General features: G+C 53.4%; 16 protein-coding genes. 10 read left to right on the plus strand and 6 right to left on the minus strand.

The features are described 5' to 3' along the window. Positions 1-21 precede the first annotated feature (21 nt). The 3 genes from C162_RS06855 to C162_RS06865 all read right to left on the minus strand — a co-directional run bounded on the left by C162_RS06855 (position 22) and on the right by C162_RS06865 (position 9,301). Positions 22-1,707, minus strand: a complete 1,686-nt coding sequence (locus C162_RS06855; RefSeq protein WP_036692772.1) for a DUF11 domain-containing protein — start codon at positions 1,705-1,707, stop codon at positions 22-24. Further along, positions 1,704-8,423 carry a DUF7507 domain-containing protein gene (locus tag C162_RS06860; RefSeq protein ID WP_084648841.1) on the minus strand — a complete coding sequence of 2,240 codons (6,720 nt, stop codon included), beginning with the start codon at positions 8,421-8,423 and terminating at the stop codon, positions 1,704-1,706. Before C162_RS06860 ends, C162_RS06855 begins: the two co-directional genes overlap by 4 nt. A gap of 233 nt (positions 8,424-8,656) precedes the next feature. Continuing rightward, positions 8,657-9,301 (minus strand): methyltransferase domain-containing protein, encoded by a 645-nt coding sequence (locus C162_RS06865; RefSeq protein WP_051493280.1) that lies wholly within the window; start codon positions 9,299-9,301, stop codon positions 8,657-8,659. Positions 9,302-9,473: 172 nt separating this feature from the next. Between C162_RS06865 and C162_RS06870 the strand changes: the two genes are divergently transcribed. Beyond that, a complete protein-coding gene (locus tag C162_RS06870; protein ID WP_051493281.1) occupies positions 9,474-9,902 on the plus strand; it encodes a hypothetical protein in 429 nt (142 codons plus the stop codon). Between the two features lie 199 nt (positions 9,903-10,101). Continuing rightward, the gene (locus C162_RS06875) at positions 10,102-12,378 is read left to right on the plus strand and encodes a copper amine oxidase N-terminal domain-containing protein (protein ID WP_162174444.1); all 2,277 of its coding nucleotides are present in this window, start codon (positions 10,102-10,104) and stop codon (positions 12,376-12,378) included. Positions 12,379-12,464: 86 nt separating this feature from the next. Here C162_RS06875 and C162_RS06880 read toward each other — a convergent pair whose 3' ends face one another. After that, a complete protein-coding gene (locus C162_RS06880) occupies positions 12,465-12,875 on the minus strand; it encodes a hypothetical protein (protein ID WP_036692773.1) in 411 nt (136 codons plus the stop codon). A gap of 167 nt (positions 12,876-13,042) precedes the next feature. On the opposite strand from C162_RS06880, the gene C162_RS06885 reads away from it, so the two are divergent. After that, positions 13,043-13,420, plus strand: a complete 378-nt coding sequence (locus C162_RS06885) for a DUF423 domain-containing protein (protein WP_036692776.1) — start codon at positions 13,043-13,045, stop codon at positions 13,418-13,420. An 86-nt stretch (positions 13,421-13,506) separates the two neighbouring features. Here C162_RS06885 and C162_RS06890 read toward each other — a convergent pair whose 3' ends face one another. Beyond that, positions 13,507-14,034, minus strand: a complete 528-nt coding sequence (locus C162_RS06890) for a hypothetical protein (protein ID WP_036692779.1) — start codon at positions 14,032-14,034, stop codon at positions 13,507-13,509. 213 nt (positions 14,035-14,247) lie between these two features. Between C162_RS06890 and C162_RS06895 the strand changes: the two genes are divergently transcribed. Together C162_RS06895 and C162_RS06900 are read left to right on the plus strand one after the other, a co-directional pair. Further along, positions 14,248-14,550 (plus strand): YunC family protein, encoded by a 303-nt coding sequence (locus C162_RS06895; protein WP_036692781.1) that lies wholly within the window; start codon positions 14,248-14,250, stop codon positions 14,548-14,550. Between the two features lie 277 nt (positions 14,551-14,827). After that, positions 14,828-15,289 carry a Dps family protein gene (locus C162_RS06900; RefSeq protein WP_036692784.1) on the plus strand — a complete coding sequence of 154 codons (462 nt, stop codon included), beginning with the start codon at positions 14,828-14,830 and terminating at the stop codon, positions 15,287-15,289. A 76-nt stretch (positions 15,290-15,365) separates the two neighbouring features. On the opposite strand, the gene C162_RS06905 is transcribed toward C162_RS06900, so the two are convergent. Beyond that, positions 15,366-15,845, minus strand: a complete 480-nt coding sequence (locus tag C162_RS06905) for a MarR family transcriptional regulator (RefSeq protein WP_036692786.1) — start codon at positions 15,843-15,845, stop codon at positions 15,366-15,368. A 188-nt stretch (positions 15,846-16,033) separates the two neighbouring features. On the opposite strand from C162_RS06905, the gene C162_RS06910 reads away from it, so the two are divergent. From C162_RS06910 to sufU, 5 genes are all read left to right on the plus strand, one after another. Then, positions 16,034-17,080 carry a nitroreductase family protein gene (locus tag C162_RS06910; RefSeq protein WP_084648842.1) on the plus strand — a complete coding sequence of 349 codons (1,047 nt, stop codon included), beginning with the start codon at positions 16,034-16,036 and terminating at the stop codon, positions 17,078-17,080. A 149-nt stretch (positions 17,081-17,229) separates the two neighbouring features. After that, complete coding sequence (sufC, locus tag C162_RS06915; protein ID WP_036692790.1) at positions 17,230-18,012, plus strand: Fe-S cluster assembly ATPase SufC; 783 nt, start codon at positions 17,230-17,232, stop codon at positions 18,010-18,012. A 25-nt stretch (positions 18,013-18,037) separates the two neighbouring features. Then, positions 18,038-19,339, plus strand: a complete 1,302-nt coding sequence (sufD, locus tag C162_RS06920) for a Fe-S cluster assembly protein SufD (protein WP_036692793.1) — start codon at positions 18,038-18,040, stop codon at positions 19,337-19,339. Further along, positions 19,336-20,562, plus strand: coding sequence for a cysteine desulfurase (locus tag C162_RS06925; protein ID WP_036692795.1), 1,227 nt, complete (start codon positions 19,336-19,338; stop codon positions 20,560-20,562). The genes sufD and C162_RS06925 overlap by 4 nt, the downstream gene beginning before the upstream one ends. Beyond that, positions 20,549-20,965 (plus strand): Fe-S cluster assembly sulfur transfer protein SufU, encoded by a 417-nt coding sequence (gene sufU, locus C162_RS06930; RefSeq protein ID WP_036692798.1) that lies wholly within the window; start codon positions 20,549-20,551, stop codon positions 20,963-20,965. The genes C162_RS06925 and sufU overlap by 14 nt, the downstream gene beginning before the upstream one ends. Positions 20,966-20,970 lie beyond the last annotated feature (5 nt).

Below are 20,970 nucleotides of genomic sequence, written 5' to 3' on the forward strand. Positions count from 1 at the left end.
ATGGTGGATATGTGAGCTGTATTATTCACTGATTTCTTCCATCAGCAACTTGTAGGTGTTGGAACGGGCTTCGCCAGAGTACCGTCGTCCATCGATGGTGAACACATACAGGGCAGCCGCAGAGCCTTGAAGATCCTTGCCCATATAATCCGTATTTATTTTGACAAAATAAGTGAGTGTGACCGTCTGCCCGGCTTGCAGCGTTCCCAGAGCAACTGTTCCGCTGTACGGTGTACCGGGTATTACAGTGGCGCTTATCGTAACGATATCAGGATCAATGACGGTACCCTGCGGTACAATCCGGATCACTGAGACTTCAGCCGGATAATTCCCGCTGTTGGACACTTGAATGTTGAATTCAGCGATGCCTCCAGGCTCAATAACGGGCGGCTCACCCTGAATCTGAATAGAAATGATGGGCGTGAACAGCAACGTGGTCACCGCATTTGAGCGGGAGACCTGCCCGACATTGCGCCCGTCCGGCAGGGAGAATGTATACTGGACCACTCCCTGATTCTGAATAGCCGGAGTCTGGCGGATATCGGTGGCACCCGGAATGGATACGAGAAAATCAACCACAGCAACAGCGCCTGCCCGTAAAGTGCCCAGCGGGATTCTGTCCCCGGGGCGGAGGCCCTTCTGGGGAATCCCGTCCACACGGACGCTGTCCCAGACAAACAGTACGTCTGGCGGAACGGCGTCCGTGAGCAGCGCGTTCACAGCCAGATTGCCGCTGTTATTCACAATGAACTCGTACCGTAAGTTGTCACCGGGCGCTGCGCTGTAGAGATCAACCTTCAGCCTTACCGATAATCCGGGCTGGATGACCGTAATCTGAACCGTATTGCTTGTGGTGGAGGTTCGGTTGTCATTAGCCTGATAAGAGATCTGCGCGTTCGCAAGAATCGCTGATCCTGGAGGATTCAAGGTCACCCGGACACGGTAGGAGACCTCGGAGGCTGCTCCTGCAGGGAGCGAACCCAGTCCGATGCCTGAAGCCGGGTCGGCCTCAGGCTGATAAATCCCGCCAGCGATAACACTTCCGGGAAGGAAGGAGGTGCCTTCCGGAACGGGAAGCATAGCAATGACTGTGGTCAGCGGCAGGGTGCCTTCATTCCTGAGCTGAAGGGTGTAGGTGACGACATCCCCAATGAAGGTCGTGGGGGTGCTGGCTGAGAGCAGGGAAGACAACTGGTAGGACAGCAGGGAGACACTAACAGGGTTGGAGCGGATCTCCCCGTTCACCGCTCTGCCTTCAGGTGTATTGAAGGAATACGTGCCAACCGCTCTGTTATGCAGCGCGAGTGAAGGCGGAAGCGAGATGACAATGACCTGGAAGGCGATGCTGACCCCCGAATGGGGGGCGAGAATGCCAAGGGGAATGCCGGAAGACGGAGTGATCCCCGGAAGGGGGACACCGTCTCTAAGCACACTATTGGCAACGAACGAGACACCCGGGGGAAGCACATCCGTGATGGTGACAACCGCCCCGGTATTGCCGCTGTTCCTGGCGGTCACTGTATAGACGAGTGTCTCCCCCAGGGAGGCGATCTGACGGTCTGCTTGCTTTTGCAGCGATAATACCGGACCCACGACAAGCGTATTGACGGTATTGGAATAGGTAACCGAGTCCGTGCCCTCTGCCGAGCTGTATAGAACCATGGACTGATTACTTACGACAGGCTGAAGCCCTGAGCCGTCTGTCATATGACGATGACCTGAACCTGGAAGGTTACCGTTGAGGTTGCTCCCGGTGCGATCGTTCCGATCAGGATACCGGTGCCCGGATTTGCTCCGGGACGCGGAGTGCCGTCTACAGTTACGCTGCCTGCAACGAACTGGCTGCCGGCCGGGATCGGGTCAACGAGGACCACGTTGTTGACGGGAACAATGCCGTTGTTGGTGACGGCAATCGTATAAGTGATGATATCACCGACAACCGCATCGACAGCCGGAGTGCTCTTAACTGCGGTTACGTCCGGTGAAGAGACGGGGATGACCAGCGTATTCGATACGGCAGATCCGGAGAGCGAGCGGCCATCCGGTGGCGTGAAGGTGAAGGCTGCGGCGGCCTGGTTCACCAGCTGCTGCGGTGAAGGCAGGGAAGCCAGCGTAACCTGCAGGGTGACGAGCATGGTAACAGTAGCGCCCGCTGGAACTGTACCCAGGTTGATTCCGGTAGTCGGATCAGCGCCGGGAACGGGCTGGCCGTTAACCAGTACGCTGTTCGGAATGAATACAGCTCCTGCAGGGATGGAGTCTGTTAAGGTGACGACAGCCGCAAGATTGCCTGTATTGGTGACGCTGAGTGAATAGGTGACGGTATCTCCCACCGTCGCATTCGTGGTATCGGCAGCCTTCAGAATGCCGATAACCGGCTGGAATACCGGAGTGACCAGCGTATTGGAATAAGAGGCACCTGAGAATGCGCCGGAGGTGAAACTGACGGAAGCCAGATTGCTTAGTGTGGCCGGATTGGGCAGTGTATTGACCAGGATGTTGAAGGTAACCAGAACGGTAGCTCCCGGAGCTATGGTTCCGAGCGAAATCCCGTTTGCCGGATTGCCCCCCGGCAGCGGAGTGCCGTCCACGACTACGCTGCCGGCCACAAAGGAAGAGCCGGCCGGAATGGGATCACTCAGCACGGCATTATTAACCGGTGCAATGCCGTTATTGGTGACTGCAATACTGTACGCAACGGTATCCCCCGGGACTGCATCAATTACAGTAGTGCTCTTGGCTACAAGAACATCCGGCGATGATACCGGAATCAGATTGATGTTCGAGCTGGCGGACTGGTTGAAGACGCGTCCATCCGGCAGCGTATAGTTGAAGGCGAGGATGGCCTGATTGCTAAGCTGCTGGCTGGCCGGCAGCGTGTCGATCACTACGGAGAACACTACGGTCAGCGCTGCGCCGGCTGCAATACTGCCCAGGGTGATTCCGGTAGCAGGATCAGCACCCGGAGAAGGAAAGCCGTTAATCAGCACACTGTTCGGAACCAGAGTTGTACCTGCCGGAATCGTATCGGTCAGCGTGGCTGAGGCCGCATAGTTGCCTGAATTGCTTACATTGACGGTATACACAATGGTGTCGCCTACCGTTGCATTTTGAGCGCTGGAGCTCTTGGCTGCAGCGATGATCGGCTGGAATACCGGAGTGGTCACAATATTGGAGAAGGCCGCACTGGACAGGGCGCCGGAAGTGAAGCTGGCTGAGGACTGATTGTTCAGTAACCCGGAAGGAGGCAGTGCTGTAACCGTCACGTTGAAGGCCACTGTGACGGAAGCCCCGGGAGCGATACTGCCTATGGTCACCCCCGTAGCCGGTGAAGCCGCAGGGCGTGCCACGCCATCCACGAGCACGCTGCCCGGAACGAAGGCGGTCCCGGCAGGCAGAGCATCCGTGAATACCACATTATTGACTGTCGCAATACCGTTGTTGGTTAAGGTTACGGAATACGTGATGGTGTCTCCGATATTGGTTGCGGTGGTTGCCGTAGTTTTGACGACAGCCAGGTTCGGGTTCGAGACCGGCAGGGTCACGGTATTCGTGAGGGAAGAGCCTCCCAGGGTTCTTCCGTCCGGCAAGGTGAAGCTGGAAGCCACGGTTCCCTGGTTGACCAGAACCTGCGGCGATGGCAATGAAGTGATGACCACCGAGAATGTGACAGCTACAGTCGCTCCCGGAGCGATGGTACCTGCGGCGATTCCGGTGGAAGGATCGGCCTGCGGCAGAGGCTGGCCGTTAATCAGAACGCTGTTGGTCACAAAGGTAGTACCGGCCGGAATATTGTCCGTGACCGTCAGGCTGGCTCCATAGTTGCCCGTATTGCTGATGTTGATGGTGTAGGTCACGGTATCCCCGACTGTGGCATTGGTGGTATTTGCAGCTTTGGCTGCTGCGATCTCCGGCTGGAAGACGGGGACCGCCACAGGGTTGGAGAAGGTTGAGCCGGCGAAGACACCTGAGGTATAAGTGACACTCGCCTCATTATCAATGGAGGCATCTGCGGGTACGGAGGCGACGGTGACACTGTAAGAGACAACGGCTGAGGCACCAGAGGCAAGCGTACTGACTGGAATCCCTGATGCCGGATGGGCATTAGGGAAAGGAACCCCGTTCACGGACACGCTGCCGGGCACAAAAGTGGCTCCATCCGGTGTTGGATCGCTGAGGATCACATTGTTTACCGGGTCTGCCCCGTTATTCGTGATATCGACGGAATAGGCAATGGTGTCACCGATTGCTACTGAAGTGGAAGCGGTGCTCTTGACCACCGACAGGTTGGGGGCAGAGACGGCGATGGTTACAGTATTGGAGACGGCGCTGCCGCTGAGCAGCCGGCCGTCAGGCGGTGTGAAGGTATAGGTAGAAGCTGCCTGATTGACCAGCTGCTGCGGGGACGGCAGGGACACGATGAAGACCGTGAAGCTGACCGGTACACTTGCCCCGGGAGCGACAGTTCCGACAGTAATTCCGGTATCCGGTGCAGCCCCCGGCTGAGGAAAACCGCCGACAATGACGCTGTTAGGGTCAAAGGTAGTACCAGCCGGGATATTGTCGGTTAAGGTAACATTGGCGGCCAGGTTACCGGTATTGCTGACCACAACGGTATAAATGACCGTATCGCCAACTGTGGCGTTCAGGTCACTGGCGCTTTTGACAAGCGAGATCTGCGGCTGTGTGACCGGTGTGGTGGTAACATTGGACGATGAAGAGCCGGAGAAGACCCCGGAGGTGAAGCTGACGGTCGACTGGTTATTGACCTGTGAAGGAATCGGCATGGTTATTCTCACCTCGAATGTGACGGCAACGGAGGCTCCAGGCCCCAGGCTGCCGATTGGGATGCCGGCGGACGGAACTGCCAACGGCTGGGAGACGCCGCCGACAATTACGGTTCCGGGAAGGAACGCTGCATTCTCTGGCAAGGGATCGCTGAGAATGATGTTGCTGACAGAGGCAATACTGGTATTCGTCAGCACGGAGGTGAAGGTGAGGATATCACCGGTGACGGCATCAATGGCATTGACGCTTTTGACCACACTGACATTTGGTGCCGAGACGGGTACGGTAAGGGTGTTCGACACGGTGTTACTGCCAAGCTGACGCCCATCCGGCAGGGTGAACGTGTAGGAGGCCGCTGCGGTATTGGGCAGCTGCTGGTTCGGGGGGAGCGCAGTAACCGTAACAAGGAAGCTGACTACGACGCTGTCTCCGGGAGCAAGCGGCCCCACCGGAATGCCCGTTAATGGGCTATACCCAGGCAGCGGCGTCCCGCCTATACTTACGCTGTTGGTCTCGAATACCGTCTGCGGCGGCAGGGCATCAGTCAGATTCAGCATGGCCGCGATATTGCCGGTGTTGCTGGCCAGGATGGAGAAGGAGAGCAGACTGCCTACAGAGGCCTGCGCAGGGCCTACGCTTTTGACAAGTCCAATGACTGGAATGAAGACCGGGGTAGACACTGTATTGGATAGGGCCGTTCCGCTGAATGAGCCGGCCGTAAATGAGGCGCTGGCCCGGTTGCTCAGTTGTGGCGGGCTTGGAATAGAGGTCGCATTAACCTGGAAGACAACGATGCTTGTTGCGCCCGCAGCAAGTGTACCGAGAGCAATCCCGGCATTTGGATTGGCAGAGGGTACGGCCGTCCCGTTCACCGTGACAGTCCCCGCTACAAAGGCACTGCCTGCCGGAGCCGGATCAGATAGCACTACATTGTTAACAGCTACACCGCTGGGGTTGGATACGGAGACGGTGTAAGTAAGATATTCGCCTACAGCCACAGAGGTGAGATTGGCATTTTTGAGAATCGTGATGTTCGGGGCAGAGACTGGAATAGTCACTGTATTAGATACACTTCCGCCGGACAGAGAGCGTCCGCTGGGCAACTGATAGGTGTAACTGCTGCTGCCCTGGTCCGTCAAGGTTGCCGGAGACGGCAGGGATTGAACAGTGGTGAGGAAGGTTACGGTCAAGCCGGCTCCCGGTGCTACGGACCCGAGCGGAATTCCGCTTACGGGAGAATCTGATGGACGGACCACGCCGTTCACTGTGACGCTTCCGGCGACGAAGGCAGACCCGGCAGGAATCGTGTCAGTTAAGGTTACCGTTGCTGCGAGATTGCCGGTATTTTGGACTTGCAGGGTATACAGCACATTTCCCCCAACCGTGGCGCTGCCGGGGCTTGCGCTTTTGGTAATACCGATCACGGGCTGGTATACGGGAGTCAAGGTTGTGTTGGACTGTGTGATGGCGTTGAAGGACCCCGAGCTGTAAGAGGCCGATGACTGGTTAGCGAGCTGGCCGCTTCCCGGCACAGAGTTGACACTCACCTGGAAGGTTACTGTTACGCTGGTCCCTGGCGCAATGGTGCCGACAGATATCCCCGAAGCCGGATCAGCGGCTGGCCGCGCGGTTCCCGCCACCACCACACTTCCAGGCACTAGAGTGCTGCCTGCAGGTATCGGATCAGAGAGCACAACATTCGTGATGGCGACAATTCCGTTATTAGTAACCACAGACGTATATTGCAGGGTATCGCCTACGGCGACATCCGGGAAGCTGGCGCTTTTGACAAGTGCGACATTCGGCAGTCGAACCGGTATGGTGAGCGTATTGGAGGCTGCCGTACCGTTCACGGTCCGCCCGTCCGGAACCAGGAAGGTATAGGCGGCTGTAGCCTGGTCAACGAGCTGCGGAGGAGAGGGCAGGCTGTTCACCAGCACGCGGAACTGGACGGTCGAGCTTCCTCCTGCTGCGATGGTGCCGATGGCGATCCCGGCGGCAGGATTACCCGCCACGGGCGTACCGTTTACCGTGAAGCTTCCCGGAATATAGGAGCTGCCGGCAGGAATGTTATCTGTGAGCGTAGTCGTGGCGCCGATATTGCCGGTATTGGAGATTTGCAGGGTGTAGAGAATCTGGTCTCCGACGGTTGCGTTGGAAGTATTGGCGCTTTTGACAATGCCGAGAACCGGAGAATATACCGGCAGCGATTGTGTATTGGATGGAATAACTCCGCTCACAATCGGGCCTCCGGCCACACTCTGGAAGGTGAAGGCGGCGGTGGCTGTGTTGGGGACGAACTGCGGATTCGGCAAGGAAGTCACCCTGGCTTGATAGGTAACCGTTATAGAAGTGCCAAGGGCCAGTGATCCCAGCGGGATGCCGGAGGTTATATCATAAGTCGGCCTGGAAACACCGGCAACCACCACGCTTCCTGCGACAAAAGTAAGACCTGCCGGTAAAGTATCTGACAATACAACACTGGCTGCACTTGCCGTACCGGTATTGTTGACCGTTACGGTGTAGGTGACCAGATCGCCAACGATGGTACCGGCGACATTTGCGCTTTTGGCCAAGGAGATCTTGGGAGCATTGATGTCAATTTGCAGCCCGTTGGCGTTAACGACATAAGCATCGCCTGAAGTAGTCAAGGTCAGGAGTGCGGAGGACTGGTTATTGACCAGACGCGCGGATACATCCACATTCGTGATATCCCAGCCCTGCCGCCCCCCGACAATGTTGGAGCCCGGACTGCCGTTAGTCTGGTTGCGGGTGCCGAACGTGCCGGTCGTATTCAGATTGCCGGTATCATTGTTAATCTGCGAGGCGAAGAAGTTATTGGCAAAGTTATTAGGCCCGGACAGGGCGACCTGGGTGGCGGAGGTAGGGCCGAAAAGCGCCTGGTCGCCTGATCGGTTGGCATCTCCTTCCTGGGCGCTGAACTGGATACGTCCGCCCAGCGCACCGGTGACTGGTGTGGCGAAGCCGGTAATGGTGGTGACCACCGGCGCCGAGGAGGCTTGGACAAGGACCGCACCTGCACGCAGAGACATGTTGCGGAAGGGCAGCGACGGATTCTGGTAGATGACGGCAAGTGTCCAGCCCGCATGGTTGGCAGTGGAATCACCAGGAATAACAATAGTCCCGACTACACCGCCAGTGACATAGGTTCCGGCACCGGAGGCTTGAATGGTGCTGGTGACATTGGCGGAACGGACATACGCGAGTGCCCCGCCACCCAGATCCACCGAATTGGCTGTGGCTGAATCGGGGGTGACGCTGACCGTGTTCCCGAGCGGTGTAGTAAAGGATACAGGGTTGTTGATTGCCGTAGTGAGATTGACGTTGCCGTTAACATAGGAACCGCCCCAGATCAGCTCGGCATACAGAACCGTGCTTCCGGCAGGGAGTACTAGAACTGCTGCTGAACTGTTGCTCTGATATAAACTGGTAGTGCCGGCAGGGTAAGTGCCGAATACAGAAGCAGTATTGATCGTAGAGAAGCCTCCGATACTGTCCTGTGTACCCGGTACACCGACAACATCAGAGCGGCTAAGTCCAAGTGTGTTGCCTGTAAAAGTGATGGCGCCAGTTGCGTTAACCGTAGACCGAACGACTAGAGGAATAATTTTCACCTCCTTTTGAATAGAAGCTCAGACAGCAAGTGGAAACGGCTTTGCCGTCCTTGTAAAGGACGGTACCGTTTCAGCGAGAAATAGAAGGATAAGTTATCATGTGAAACAAATAAATTCTTCTATTTTCAAAAAAAAAGCAGACCGGCTCCTGCGGGAAGCCGATATGCGATCTTGCTTGTGTTGTATTAGCCTATGTCCAGTTTTGAGCAATCTTGTATGTCCATCCCAAAAGTTTACAACATATATTTCCTGTTCTGCAGCCGAAGCCGGCGTTCTAGCAGCGACTGTGGTTCAGGCAGTACCTTCCGGCTCATCGCCTCCAGTTCCTCATCGGTAATCTCCCGCTTAATGACGGCGAAGTGGTACATAATTTCGTGAATGACATTGGACTGCAGCGTCTTCAGCACCTCCAGCTCCTCCGTATCATACAGATTGTCGTCATAAGGATATTGATAGAACAGCTCCATCCGCAGCAGTCTGAAGTCAAACGGCGGCAGCGGCACAGGATAATCCGGGATCTCCGGGCACAGCGGGCTCTGATGGGGCTGGAAGAAACTTCCGGTGAAATAACGGGGGGTATACTCATCGAACTTTTGCTTAAACATAGGATTGGAGGCATGCGGGAAGCTATGGGCATAGGGTGAGAGAATACACACAACCGCTTGGTGCGTGCTTATTCTATAAATCTCTGACATCGCTGTAAACAGATCGTTCACATAAGGCATGACCCGGCTGGCCATTACGAATTCGGCCGTATTGTCGGGCAGGGGGATTCCTTCGCAAATATCGCAGACGATATCCACCCCGGGGTACTGTGTGCGGTCGATTCCCAGACACCCGGACTCTTTGCCGGGGCCGCAGCCGATATCGATTCTCAAGGATACCACTCCTTCAAATGCTGAATAAGGCTCTTCATCTATTGTATTAGTCCGGCGCTTCTGTGCGTACGGCTGATGCCCAGCCCGTAACGGCAAGTTTACACTACCCGGCTTGCTGGGTAATCTTTAGGTAAGGTAAGCAGCACACAACTAAGCAGAGGAGGCATACATCATGAGACTAGAGCGTACGCTACCCGCTATGACAGCAATCGCTGCATTGATGCTCACCTTGACGGCTTGTGGCGGGAACAGCCCGGCGGAAGCCCCCGGAGAATCGTCCTCAGCAGGCTCTTCGGTCATCCCTGTACAGACGGCGGCGGTACCTCTCGCCAGTCCGGTGCTTAAGTCTAGTCCTTCCGCAGCCGCAGAGTCAGAGAAGATTCAAGGCTCAGGCACTTATGTCGGGCAGATAGATACCCATTCCGTGGAGATTGTGACAGAAGAAGGGCCGACGGCCTTTGAACTCGGTGCAGGTACAGAGGAGGCGCCGGAAGGGCTTGAGATGGATGAACCTGTAGTATTTACTTATGTGGAAAAAATAGTCGGAAAAGATCCTGTCGTGATTCAGCGGGTATTGTCCAGTCTGACCAAAGCGGACTGATTCGGCAGAGTACCCGGAACCAGGACTGCAATGGCGGAATACCTCATAGGTACCCTCCTGTTGCAGTCTTTTTGCTGTCTTTGGAACCGGCTCTAAAAGTTATTTTTTTGTAACCGGATTTGAGAGAAACTTTTTCTGCCCAGCTTGCGTCAAAGAGATAGAAAAATGAGAGATGTTTCCTATCCGGGAGGGTGAGCTTGTGAAAAAGTTATGGATTTCGATTGTAGCAGGATTATTGGTGTTCCCGATGTTGTTTCAGGCCCCTGCCCAGGCAGCAGCCAAACCCATCAGAGTTATTATTGATGGAGTGACCTTGTCCACCGATCAGCCGCCGGTAATGGTGAACGGACGGACCATGGTACCGCTGCGGGCTATCTTTGAAGCCTTCAATGCCGACATCAAGTGGAATCAGAAGACACAGACAGTAACTGCTTCCCAGAATGATACAACGATTGTACTGAAGATTGGCTCCAAGATCGCAACTATCAACAATAAGGCAGTCAGCCTGGATGTGCCGGGCCAGAATCTGAAGGGCCGCACAATGGTGCCTACCCGGTTCGTCAGTGAAGCGCTCGGCCGCGAGGTCGGCTGGAATCCGGCTGCGCAGATTGTAACGATCACCACTCCGGTTCCGGTAGGCGGGAATGCGGCTCCGGTATCGGGGGTAACCGCCCAGGATATCGGCGATTATGGAGACGGCCGGGATCTGCAGGTCAGCTTCAACCGTGCGGCCGACGAATCGCTGGTGGATCAATACCGCGTGCTTGTCGCCAAGACTGGTACTTCACTGAACCTGTCGTCTGCACTGGCAGTAGGTTCCAATAACTACTCCGTTGCTCTGGTAACAGGAGCCAATCCTGTTGTGAAGCTGAACGCTGCCGCCAGAACGATCGATGGTGACCTGATTAAGAATAATCAGGGATATAGCGTATATGTAGTAACAGTCGGCAAAGGCAATAATACCAGTGCCCTCTCCAGTGCATCTGCCGTTATTACATTGCAGAACAAGGCAGTTCCGGCACTGGGCACCGTCCAGGCAACAGATACCAGTGATTACGGGGACGGCCGCGATCTCTCCGTCAGCTTCAATAAGCTGGCCGATGAGAGCAAGATAAGCTCTTACCGGATCTTCGTAGTCAAAGCGTCGAATACCCAGGTGTTTGATCTGGGCAGAGCTAATGCGGTCTCCAGCAGCAATTACACGCAGCTCAACAAGACGGGCAACAATATCAGTATGAACCTCACCTCAGGCTCCAGAGATACAGATGGAGCGCTGATCAAGACGGGTGTCAGCTACCGGATATATGTACTGGCGGTTGACAGCAGCAATGCAGCGAATAATGTGCTGTCACCTGCTTCGACGGCCCTTACACTCGCCAATGCAGGGGTATCCAACCTGAATGTGACCGATGTGAACGATTATAATGACGGGCGGGATTTGAAGGTTACCTTTAACCATGCTTCAGACGAGACCAATATCAGTCAGTACCGCATTCTGGTTGTGCCTGTGAACTATTACAGCAGCTTCAGCTTAAATGATGCAAATAACGTATCCAGTGCCAATTATACGGCGGTAAACACATCAGGAACGTATACCGAACAGATTCTGAGCTCCTCCAGCAGAGATGTGCGCGGATCCCTGATCAGGAATGGAACCAGCTACAAAGTGTATGTGCTCGCGGCAGGTAACTGGAACAATTCGGGCTCGAATGTGCTATCTGCTGCTTCTCCGGCGATTACGCTGGTGAATACCTCCGGCCTCAGTGCCATATCGAATCTAAGTGTGAGTGATGTGAACGATTATGGAGACGGCCGTGATCTGAGAGTATCGTTCAATCATGCCGGAGATGAATCCTACATCAGCCATTACCGGATTCTGGTGGTGCCAACGAACTACTACAACAGCTTCAGCTTGTCGGATGCGAACAATGCGGGGAATTATACTACCGCAGGTACATCCGGGGACAGCACCAATCAGGTGCTTGATGCCTCAGCCAAAGACGTCCGCGGCACGGCCATCAAGCCGGAAATCAGCTACAGAGTATATGTCTTGACTGTCAGAAACGGCAGCTACCAGGGAGCTAACGTATTGTCGGAGGGAACGGCAGCTATTAGCTTATCGGCTAAGCTACCTGTCACCTCCGTGACGAATGTGACCTACGGCATGGATAACGGCAAAGTTGTGGTTAACTTCACCAAATCCTCCCGTGAGTCGAATATCTCCGAATACCGGGTATTCGCCGTCCCTTCCAAGCAGAGCTTCGGCAGTACAGAAGCCCTTGGCGTGCAATCCTCATACTATAGATCAGCAGTCCCTAACGGAAGCAATCTCTCGATAGCGGCTGCAGCGAAAGACATTAACGGTAATCCAATAGTGAAAGGCACCAAATATAAGGTATACGTGCTTGCCGTAGCCAACAGCTCTGGAGTGCAGAATGGCGGACTGTCCGACTCAAGCGAAGAGTTCGAGATCTAAGTGTCCAGCACTGCTATATGGCTTCACAACAAAACACAGCATGTCCCGGTTCGAGGGGATATGCTGTGTTTGCTGTAGAACGGTTATTAGGACGCTCCTGCATTCACCAGAACGACGGATAGCAGAAGCATGAACAGGAGCAGGAAGCCCGCATTGATGATGGTGCCGATGACAGCAAATACCTTGCGCCGTCTGCGCAGAGTCAGACCGATAATTCCGGTAACCGCCCCGATGATATTCACTGCGACAAGGATCAGCATGGTCAGACCCAGATACATGATCGTTTCTGCCGAATCGGCAATCAGTTTATTATGCTCATTCATCAGAGAAGACGCTTGCGCTCCTACATACACTAAGGTAATGGCATAGCAGACCAGTGTGAGCAGAGCAATTACGAACGAAGCGATACCGGGACCGGAGTGCTTAAAGTCGCGTTTGTTCTCCTGGTATACATAATCCGGATTCGTGTCTTGTTCGGGAGGTGAATGATAATCCATGGGCTGCACTCCTTGGGATATAATAGGTTATTACTACCACTTCATCATAACACCGCTCTAAATGCAAGTCTTCAGGGCATATATGCTCTGAATGATGCGGCTGGCAAAAGGCGGAGCAGATACGTTAAGATAGGAGGAGTTCAACTCAGGGAAGGAGTTGTGTATCCATGCAACGAAGATTGATAGGCTGGGGAGCCTTGCTGGGTATGCTGTCTGTTGCCATCGGCGCGTTTGGATCGCATATCCTGAAGCCAAAAATCAGTGAGCACTATCTGCAGGTGTACGAGACGGGTGTCCAGTATCATATGTTCCATGCGCTGGCCTTGATACTTATCGGGCTTACCGCAGGGCAATGGGGCGAAAGTGTCCGTCTGCGCTGGGCAGGGCGGCTGATGGTTGCCGGGGTGATCCTGTTCTCGGGCAGCCTGTACATCCTAAGTATTTCCGGTATCAAAGTTCTCGGAGCGATTACTCCGCTGGGAGGCGTATGCTTCATTGCGGGCTGGCTCTGCTTGGCCTTGGAGGCCTTCTCGCGCAAGAAGTGAAGTACAGCTGGAGCATTGTATTCGACAATAACTGTAAGACAAAGAAGCACCCGCCCCAGGGAACCTGGAGCAGGTGCTTCTTTGTCTTACAGGAATTCATCGATTTCATTAAGCTTGAAGGTGTAGACCTGCTTCTCGTCCACATGGTATACACTCAGCGAATTCGCCGTTTCGTCAAAGTTCAGAATACGGCAAGGCATGGACACCTGCTTGCCGTGCCGGTTCGCACGCAGCCGGACCAGCTGGTTATTCTGAATGTACTGCCTGATTTTGCCGAATACATCAGCAGGAGTTTCTACCGGTGCTGCCGCCGGCTTCTTGGCTGCTGGCTTCTCCGCAGGCTTGTCTGCCGGAGGGTCTGCCGGCTTCTCCGGCAATTTCACCGGAGCAGGTGTGAAGGCGTCATTCTTCAGAGCCATTTTTGCAGACTTCAACAGATGATCAATGGCTCTTCCAAGCTCCAGCCCGGAGTTGATGTTGAAATCCGTGACTTTGTCGCTGGCATTCAACATTTCAAGCAGGAACTGCAGCGCAAGCGGGTTCGTACGGGCATTAATCAGGATGTCGACATTGAATAGATAATTGCCGTCGGTGTGTTGTAGTTTCTTATCCATTAATCCCCCAGCGTAATCGTTAGTCACGATTTCTTTAATTTAAATTAGTATATAAACTATACCACTAAATAAGCGGAAATTATATACCCTCTTGCATAGAAATAAGGACTTCCGGCCCTTCAATTTCTCTATGAACTAGGACCATCGTCCACACGCGCTCTGAGCCGGAAGCATAACCTACAACGTGAATGTGAAAAGAAGGAGGTGCTGCAAATGGTAACGTTAGAGCCTATGATGGTGGGCAACCATGTCCTGGTAGGTGTTGAGGTGAAGCTGCCCAAAACTACGCTGCTCAGCATCAGTACAGACAAAGGATATATCATGTGCGGGGCGCTGGATATAGGACTGCTGAACGAGGTGCTGAGCGACCGGCAGATTATTGCGGCAAGGGCTGTCGGGGTGCGCACGCTTCCTCAGCTGTTGGCCGCGCCGCTGGAGTCTGTAACCATAGAAGCAGAGAAGCTGGGAATTGTTCCAGGCATGTCCGGTGCAGAGGCCTTGCTGCTAATGATGTAAGGCGCATAGCGATGTGCAGTCAGCCAAGGGACTTCCCAGTCCTTTGGCTGACTTTATTCTGTCTTTGAACCGTATTATTTAGCATAACCAGCGACTGCTTGGTTCATCCTACGGGGTAGGACAGAAGCTTGCATCTGGCGGCGGGGATGAGGGCATGTCCGGGTTCAAGCTTGTTTCGCCCTCCAGGCAGAAGGGTAAATGAAGAATAGACAACTGCAAGGCCGGATAATGGACAAGCAGCCGGCTAAATTAAAGTGGATAAGGAAGGGATCATCTCATGGCTAAAGCATCAAATAAAGTGAACACTGCTTCATTGGAACAGGTACTGAACCGTCAGGTTGCCAACTTGAACGTATTGTATGTGAAAGTTCATAACTATCACTGGTATGTGAAGGGTGAGCAGTTCTTCGCCTTGCATGTGAAGTTCGAAGAGCTGTACGATGATATTACACTCAAAATGGATGAGGTGGCTGAGCGCCTGCTGAGCATCAAAGGCAGCCCTGCAGCAACTATGAAAGAATATCTGGAACTGGCTACCATTCAGGAAGCCACAGGCAAAGAAGATGCCCGCGGTATGGTTCAGGCGCTGATCGAAGATTTCGCTACAGTGGCTGAAGAACTGACAGAAGGCATTGAGCTGGCAGAAGAAATCAGCGACCAGCCGACAGCAGACCTGTTCATCAAGATCCGCACGGATCTGGAGAAGAACCAGTGGATGCTGCGCGCTTTCCTGGGCTGATTGCCAGGCAGGCGTCCAGAATGAAGAAGACGAAGGCAAGCCTCCCGCGGGAGGCTTTATTTTTTTGATAGTGTGGTTATTTTGGACTATGATCAATTATTGTTTGGACGAATTTCAGGGAAGCCTGCAGCTCCGGCTCGGTGAAGGAGTTCATGCTCTCGAGAAATTTCTGTTCAAGGTGCTCATGCATCTTGGCGTGGATGTCAAAGAGCTGTCTGCCTTTAGGGGAAAGGCTGAAGTATACCTCTTTCTTGTTGTCGTTCATCCGGCTTCGCTTGATGCAGCCATCCTGCAGGAGCTTGGTGCTGATTTTGGTGATGCTCGCCTTGGACAGCTTCATTTTGTCCGCGATTGCAGTGCTGTTAATCGGTTCGTTATTGCCGATACAATCGAGGACATGAATGCTGGTTAGACTGGTTGATGAGAACGTAATCCCGTGCTCCTGCAGGAGTTCAGCCAAAGTATTCTCTTCAGCGGCAATATATTCCTCTGATAAATGGGATAAATGGATAAAACGGTCATACAACAGGCGCTTAAGTCCTTCGGCTGGATACATGGGGCCAGGCCACTCCTTCTTGTAACTTGTATTTACTAAATCTATTCTAATTCATTATTATTCACTAGTAAACTAATTATTTAACGGATTTATCGTTTAAAATAATGGATTGACATTCCCCATATTTAAAAATATAGTTTACTGGTAAATTAATTTCATGCCAAAGCTATATTTGGGGAGGAATGAGAGTGAAGAATGTATCCGGAACCATAAGAGAACGGCGGACGATTAGGAGATTCAGCGATATGCCAGTTGAGCAGGAAACTATTGTATCTGTGCTGAATGAAGCCGCCGGTCTATACGAGGCCGAGGGAACACCTCACTGGCGCTGTCTTTATGCCGGAACCCCCGAGTCCCGGGATGAACTGGCAGAATGTATGATCGCGAAGGTTAAGGGAAGCACTCTTGCCAAGCTCCTTCCTTCCAAAATGACCGTTCTTCTGAAGAAGCAAATAATGAATACGCCGGCCCACATCCTCTTCATTGCTGAAGCCGCTGAAACGCAGCAGCAGCGGGATGTGAATTATGCCGCGGTCTGCAGCATCATGCAGAACGTTCAGCTGCTGGGCTGGGAGCAGGGACTTGGTATGCTGTGGTACACAGATCCCATAATTCTCAGCGAGTCTTTATATAAAAAAATTGGTTTGCGTGAGGGAGAACGGTTTGCCGGAATTCTGGAAATCGGCTATTTTGACAAGGCACAGAAGGGGCGGAAAAGAACGCCGGCTGAGCGAAGCTGGACTATCATTGGTGAGGAGGGCAGCTTGCTTGCAGATTCCACTCTGCCTGCTCCACAAAGCGTACAGAAGCTGCTGAACGAAGCGGTCTGGGCACCGAATGACGGCCTGAGGGAACCGTGGAGGTTCGTCTACGTAACCGGCGGCGAGGTTGCCCGTCAACTCAGCTCTGCAGAGGAGCAAGCCCTGCTGCCGTTGCTGCTGGTTGTAGCCACAGAAGAAGCCGATCCTCATAAGCAGCAGGAGGATTATGCCGCAGTCTGCTGTCTCGTTCAGAATTTTCAGCTTCTGGCCAAATCTGAAGCGTGGCGGGTACGCCGCCACATTCCGGAATGGGTGTATGAACGGGAACGGTGTAAGGCACTTGGACTTCGCCCGCTGGAGCGGATCGTTGCTGTGCTGGAACTGGGCGGGGACAAAAGCGGCCCAGAATCCAGAGCTTTGCCTCCAGAAGTAAGAATAGAGCTGAATTCATTTGTAAAAACCGGACCTTTGTAATAAAATTAGTGAGAATCATTGATAATCATCCTGATTCACTTTATAATAATTACAATGTGATAAAAAATCTAAATGCTTGTAATCAGGGTTAACCTGTGACAATACAACTTTCTGATTTCGCAAATCGATCAATGGAGGGAATAATTATTATGGCAGCAGAATTTGTCATTGAGGGACTGAAAGCGACGATTGAAGGAAAAGAAATTCTGAAGGGAATCAATCTTCAGATGAAGGGCGGAGAAATTCACGCCGTGATGGGACCGAACGGTACGGGTAAAAGTACGCTGGCTTCGGCGCTGATGGGACACCCTAAGTATGAAGTCACAGAAGGCACCGCTGTACTTGAAGGGGAAGACCTCCTGGAGATGGCAGTGGACGAACGTGCCCGTGCCGGATTGTTCCTCGGGATGCAATATCCGAGTGAAATCAGCGGAGTGACCAACTCCGACTTCCTGCGCAGTGCGATTAACTCCCGCCGTGAAGAGGGCAGTGAGATCTCTCTAATCCGTTTCATCCGGCTGATGGAAGCCAAGATGAAGGAGCTGGATATGAATCCTGAGTTCCTGCACCGTTACCTGAACGAGGGCTTCTCCGGCGGGGAGAAGAAGCGTAACGAGATTCTGCAAATGATGATGCTGGACCCCAAGATCGTCATCCTTGACGAAATTGACTCCGGCCTGGATATAGATGCACTCAAAATTGTTGCTGACGGTGTGAACTCCATGCGCAGTCCGGAACGCGCATTCCTGGTTATTACCCACTATCAGCGTTTGCTTAATTACATCAAGCCTGACTATGTGCATGTCATGATGCAGGGACGGATTGTCAAATCCGGCGGTCCTGAGCTGGCACAGAGACTGGAAGCAGAAGGTTATGAATGGATCAAGGAAGAGCTCGGCATCGAAGACGAAACTGTAGGACAAGAAGCTTAGAAACGCTGGAAGGAGGAAACCACTTATGACGACGCAAACCATTCTTCCCGTGGACGCCCAGCAGCTCAGCGCACAGTCGCAGAGCAGCGGTGAACCGGGTTGGCTGAAGGACGGCCGCTTGAAGGCTCTGGAGCTTGCTGCTGAGCTTGAGCTGCCGAAGCTGGAGAAGACGCGGATTGACCGCTGGAATATCAACAACTATGGGGCATACAAGCCAAGCCAGTCGCTGGCGGCACTTCAAGAGGCACCGGCCTCTATTGCCGGGCTAATTGAAGGACAAGAAGAAGGCAGCCTGATTATTCAACGGAATTCAGGGGCTGTATATGCCCGCCTAGCCCCGGAGCTGGCTGCGCAAGGGGTCATTTTCACCGATTTGCAGACTGCAGTCAGAGAGCATGGAGACCTTGTTCAGCGTTATCTGCATAAGGCAGTATTGCCTGAAGAGCACTCCATCGCCGCATTGCATGCAGCACTATGGAACGGCGGGGTATTCCTCTACGTTCCGAAGAATGTCATCCTCGAGACTCCGCTGCAGGCGGTGCTGCTCACGGATGACGCTGAAGCTGCCTTTGTACCGCATATTCTGATTGTAGCCGATTCGAATAGTTCCGTGACTTACGTAGATAACTATGTATCGGATAAGTCCGAAGCGGGTCTGCATAACGGAGCGGTTGAAGTCTTCGTCGGTGCTGGCGCTACAGTGAGATACGCTACGGTGCATCAGCTCGGCCAGGATACTACAGATATTACTTACCGCCGTGCCGTTGTGGAGAATGACGGTTCGATCGAATGGATCATCGGTGAGATGAACTATGGCGATACAGCCAGTGATACCAAATCGGTGCTTAAAGGCAACGGTTCAAGCTCAGATGCAAAGGTAATTGCTGTAGGCTCCGGCTCGCAGAAGCTGAGCTACACTACACAGGCGCAGCATTTCGGACGGAATACACCGAGTGATATGATTACCCGTGCTGTTATGCGGGATTCAGCAACCTCGATCATTAACGGAATTACGAAGATTGAGAAGGGCGCAACCAGAGCTGACGGACAGCAGACAGAGAAGGTTCTGATGCTAAGCCCTAAAGCGCGCGGAGACGCCAACCCAATTTTGCTTATAGATGAAGATGATGTTACCGCAGGCCATGCCGCTTCTGTAGGACAGGTCAATTACGAGCAAGTCTATTACCTGATGTCCCGGGGATTATCGCGTCATGATGCAGAAACACTGATCATATACGGCTTCCTTGCACCTGTTGTGTCGCAAATTCCACTGGAGGGACTGCGCAATCAGCTCCAATCTCTTGTGGAAAGGAAGTTAGGCCAATGATTAGCAGTCAGATCCGGGAGCAGTTTCCCATCCTGAACCAAGAGATTAACGGCCATCCTCTGGTCTACCTGGACAGTGCAGCCACTTCACAGAAGCCGCGCCAGGTCATTGAGGCGCTCAAGTCTTACTACGAATGGGATAATGCCAACGTACACCGCGGGGTGCATACCCTGGGGAGCCGGGCAACCGATGCGTATGAAGGCGCCCGTGAGAAGCTCAAGAACTTCATTAATGCCCGCAGCGTGAAGGAAATCATCTTCACACGCGGGACAACGACCGCGCTTAACATTGTAGCTTCCTCTTACGGTCCTTCCGTCCTGAAGGAAGGGGATGAGATTGTGATTACCCAGATGGAGCATCACAGCAATTTCATTCCCTGGCAGCAACTGGCCAAGAACACCGGGGCCACCCTGAAATTCCTTCCGCTGCAGAAGGACGGGACGATTACGCTGGAGGATGCTGAGCAGACGATTACTGCTCAGACGAAGATCGTAGCCATAGCGTATGTATCCAATGTCATGGGGGTTACCCATCCTATCAAAGAGCTTGCAGCGATTGCCCACCGGAACGGTGCAGTAATCGTTGTGGACGGGGCACAGAGCACACCTCATATGAAGGTGGATGTGCAGGACCTGGATTGTGATTTCTACGCCTTGTCCGGGCACAAGATGCTTGCGCCTACGGGTATCGGTGCTCTCTATGGCAAGAAGGCGCTGCTGGAAGCTATGGATCCGGTCGAATTCGGCGGCGAGATGATCGATGATGTCGGGCTGTATGAGTCTACCTGGAAGGAGCTGCCGTGGAAGTTCGAAGGTGGAACACCGATTATTGCGGGTGCCGTCGGATTAGGGGCAGCGATTGATTTTCTCCAGGAGGTAGGGATGGATGAGATCCACCGCCACGAAATGCAGCTGGCTGCTTATGCGGAGCAGCGCCTGTCGGAGATCGGCGATCTGACGATCTACGGTCCCCGTAACCGTCAGGTGGGGGTAGTCACCTTCAACCTGGGTGATGTCCATCCGCATGATGTAGCCACCGTGCTGGATGCGGAAGGCGTGGCTGTCCGCGCGGGGCATCATTGCTGTCAGCCGCTCATGCGCTGGCTGGAGGTCAGCTCCACCGCAAGGGCAAGCTTCTACCTGTATAATACAGAGCAGGATGTAGATTCGCTGGTTCAAGCCTTAATCAAGGCAAAGGAGTACTTCAGCTATGAACTTGGATGACTTATATAGACGCGTAATTATGGATCATTACAAAAATCCCCGGAATCGCGGCTCATTTGAAGACGACGCACTTAAGATCGAACTCAATAACCCTACCTGCGGCGACCGTATTACACTTCAGCTTAAGGTGGAGGATGGCGTTGTCCAAGACGCCCGTTTCAGCGGCGAAGGCTGTTCGATCAGCATGTCGTCGGCTTCGATGATGACGGAAGCGGTCAAAGGCCAGACAGTAGCGCATGCGCTTGAGATGGCCGACAGCTTCTCCTCTCTAATGAAGGGTGAGGCAGCCGATTTTGGAGACTACGAAGATATTGAGGCCCTCTCCGGTGTTAATAAATTTCCTGCGCGGATCAAATGTGCCACTCTGGCCTGGAACGCGCTTCGCAAAGGCATAGAAACGTAAGAAGC

The organism is Paenibacillus sp. FSL R7-269, from assembly GCF_000517865.1.
GTDB lineage: Bacteria > Bacillota > Bacilli > Paenibacillales > Paenibacillaceae > Paenibacillus_AQ.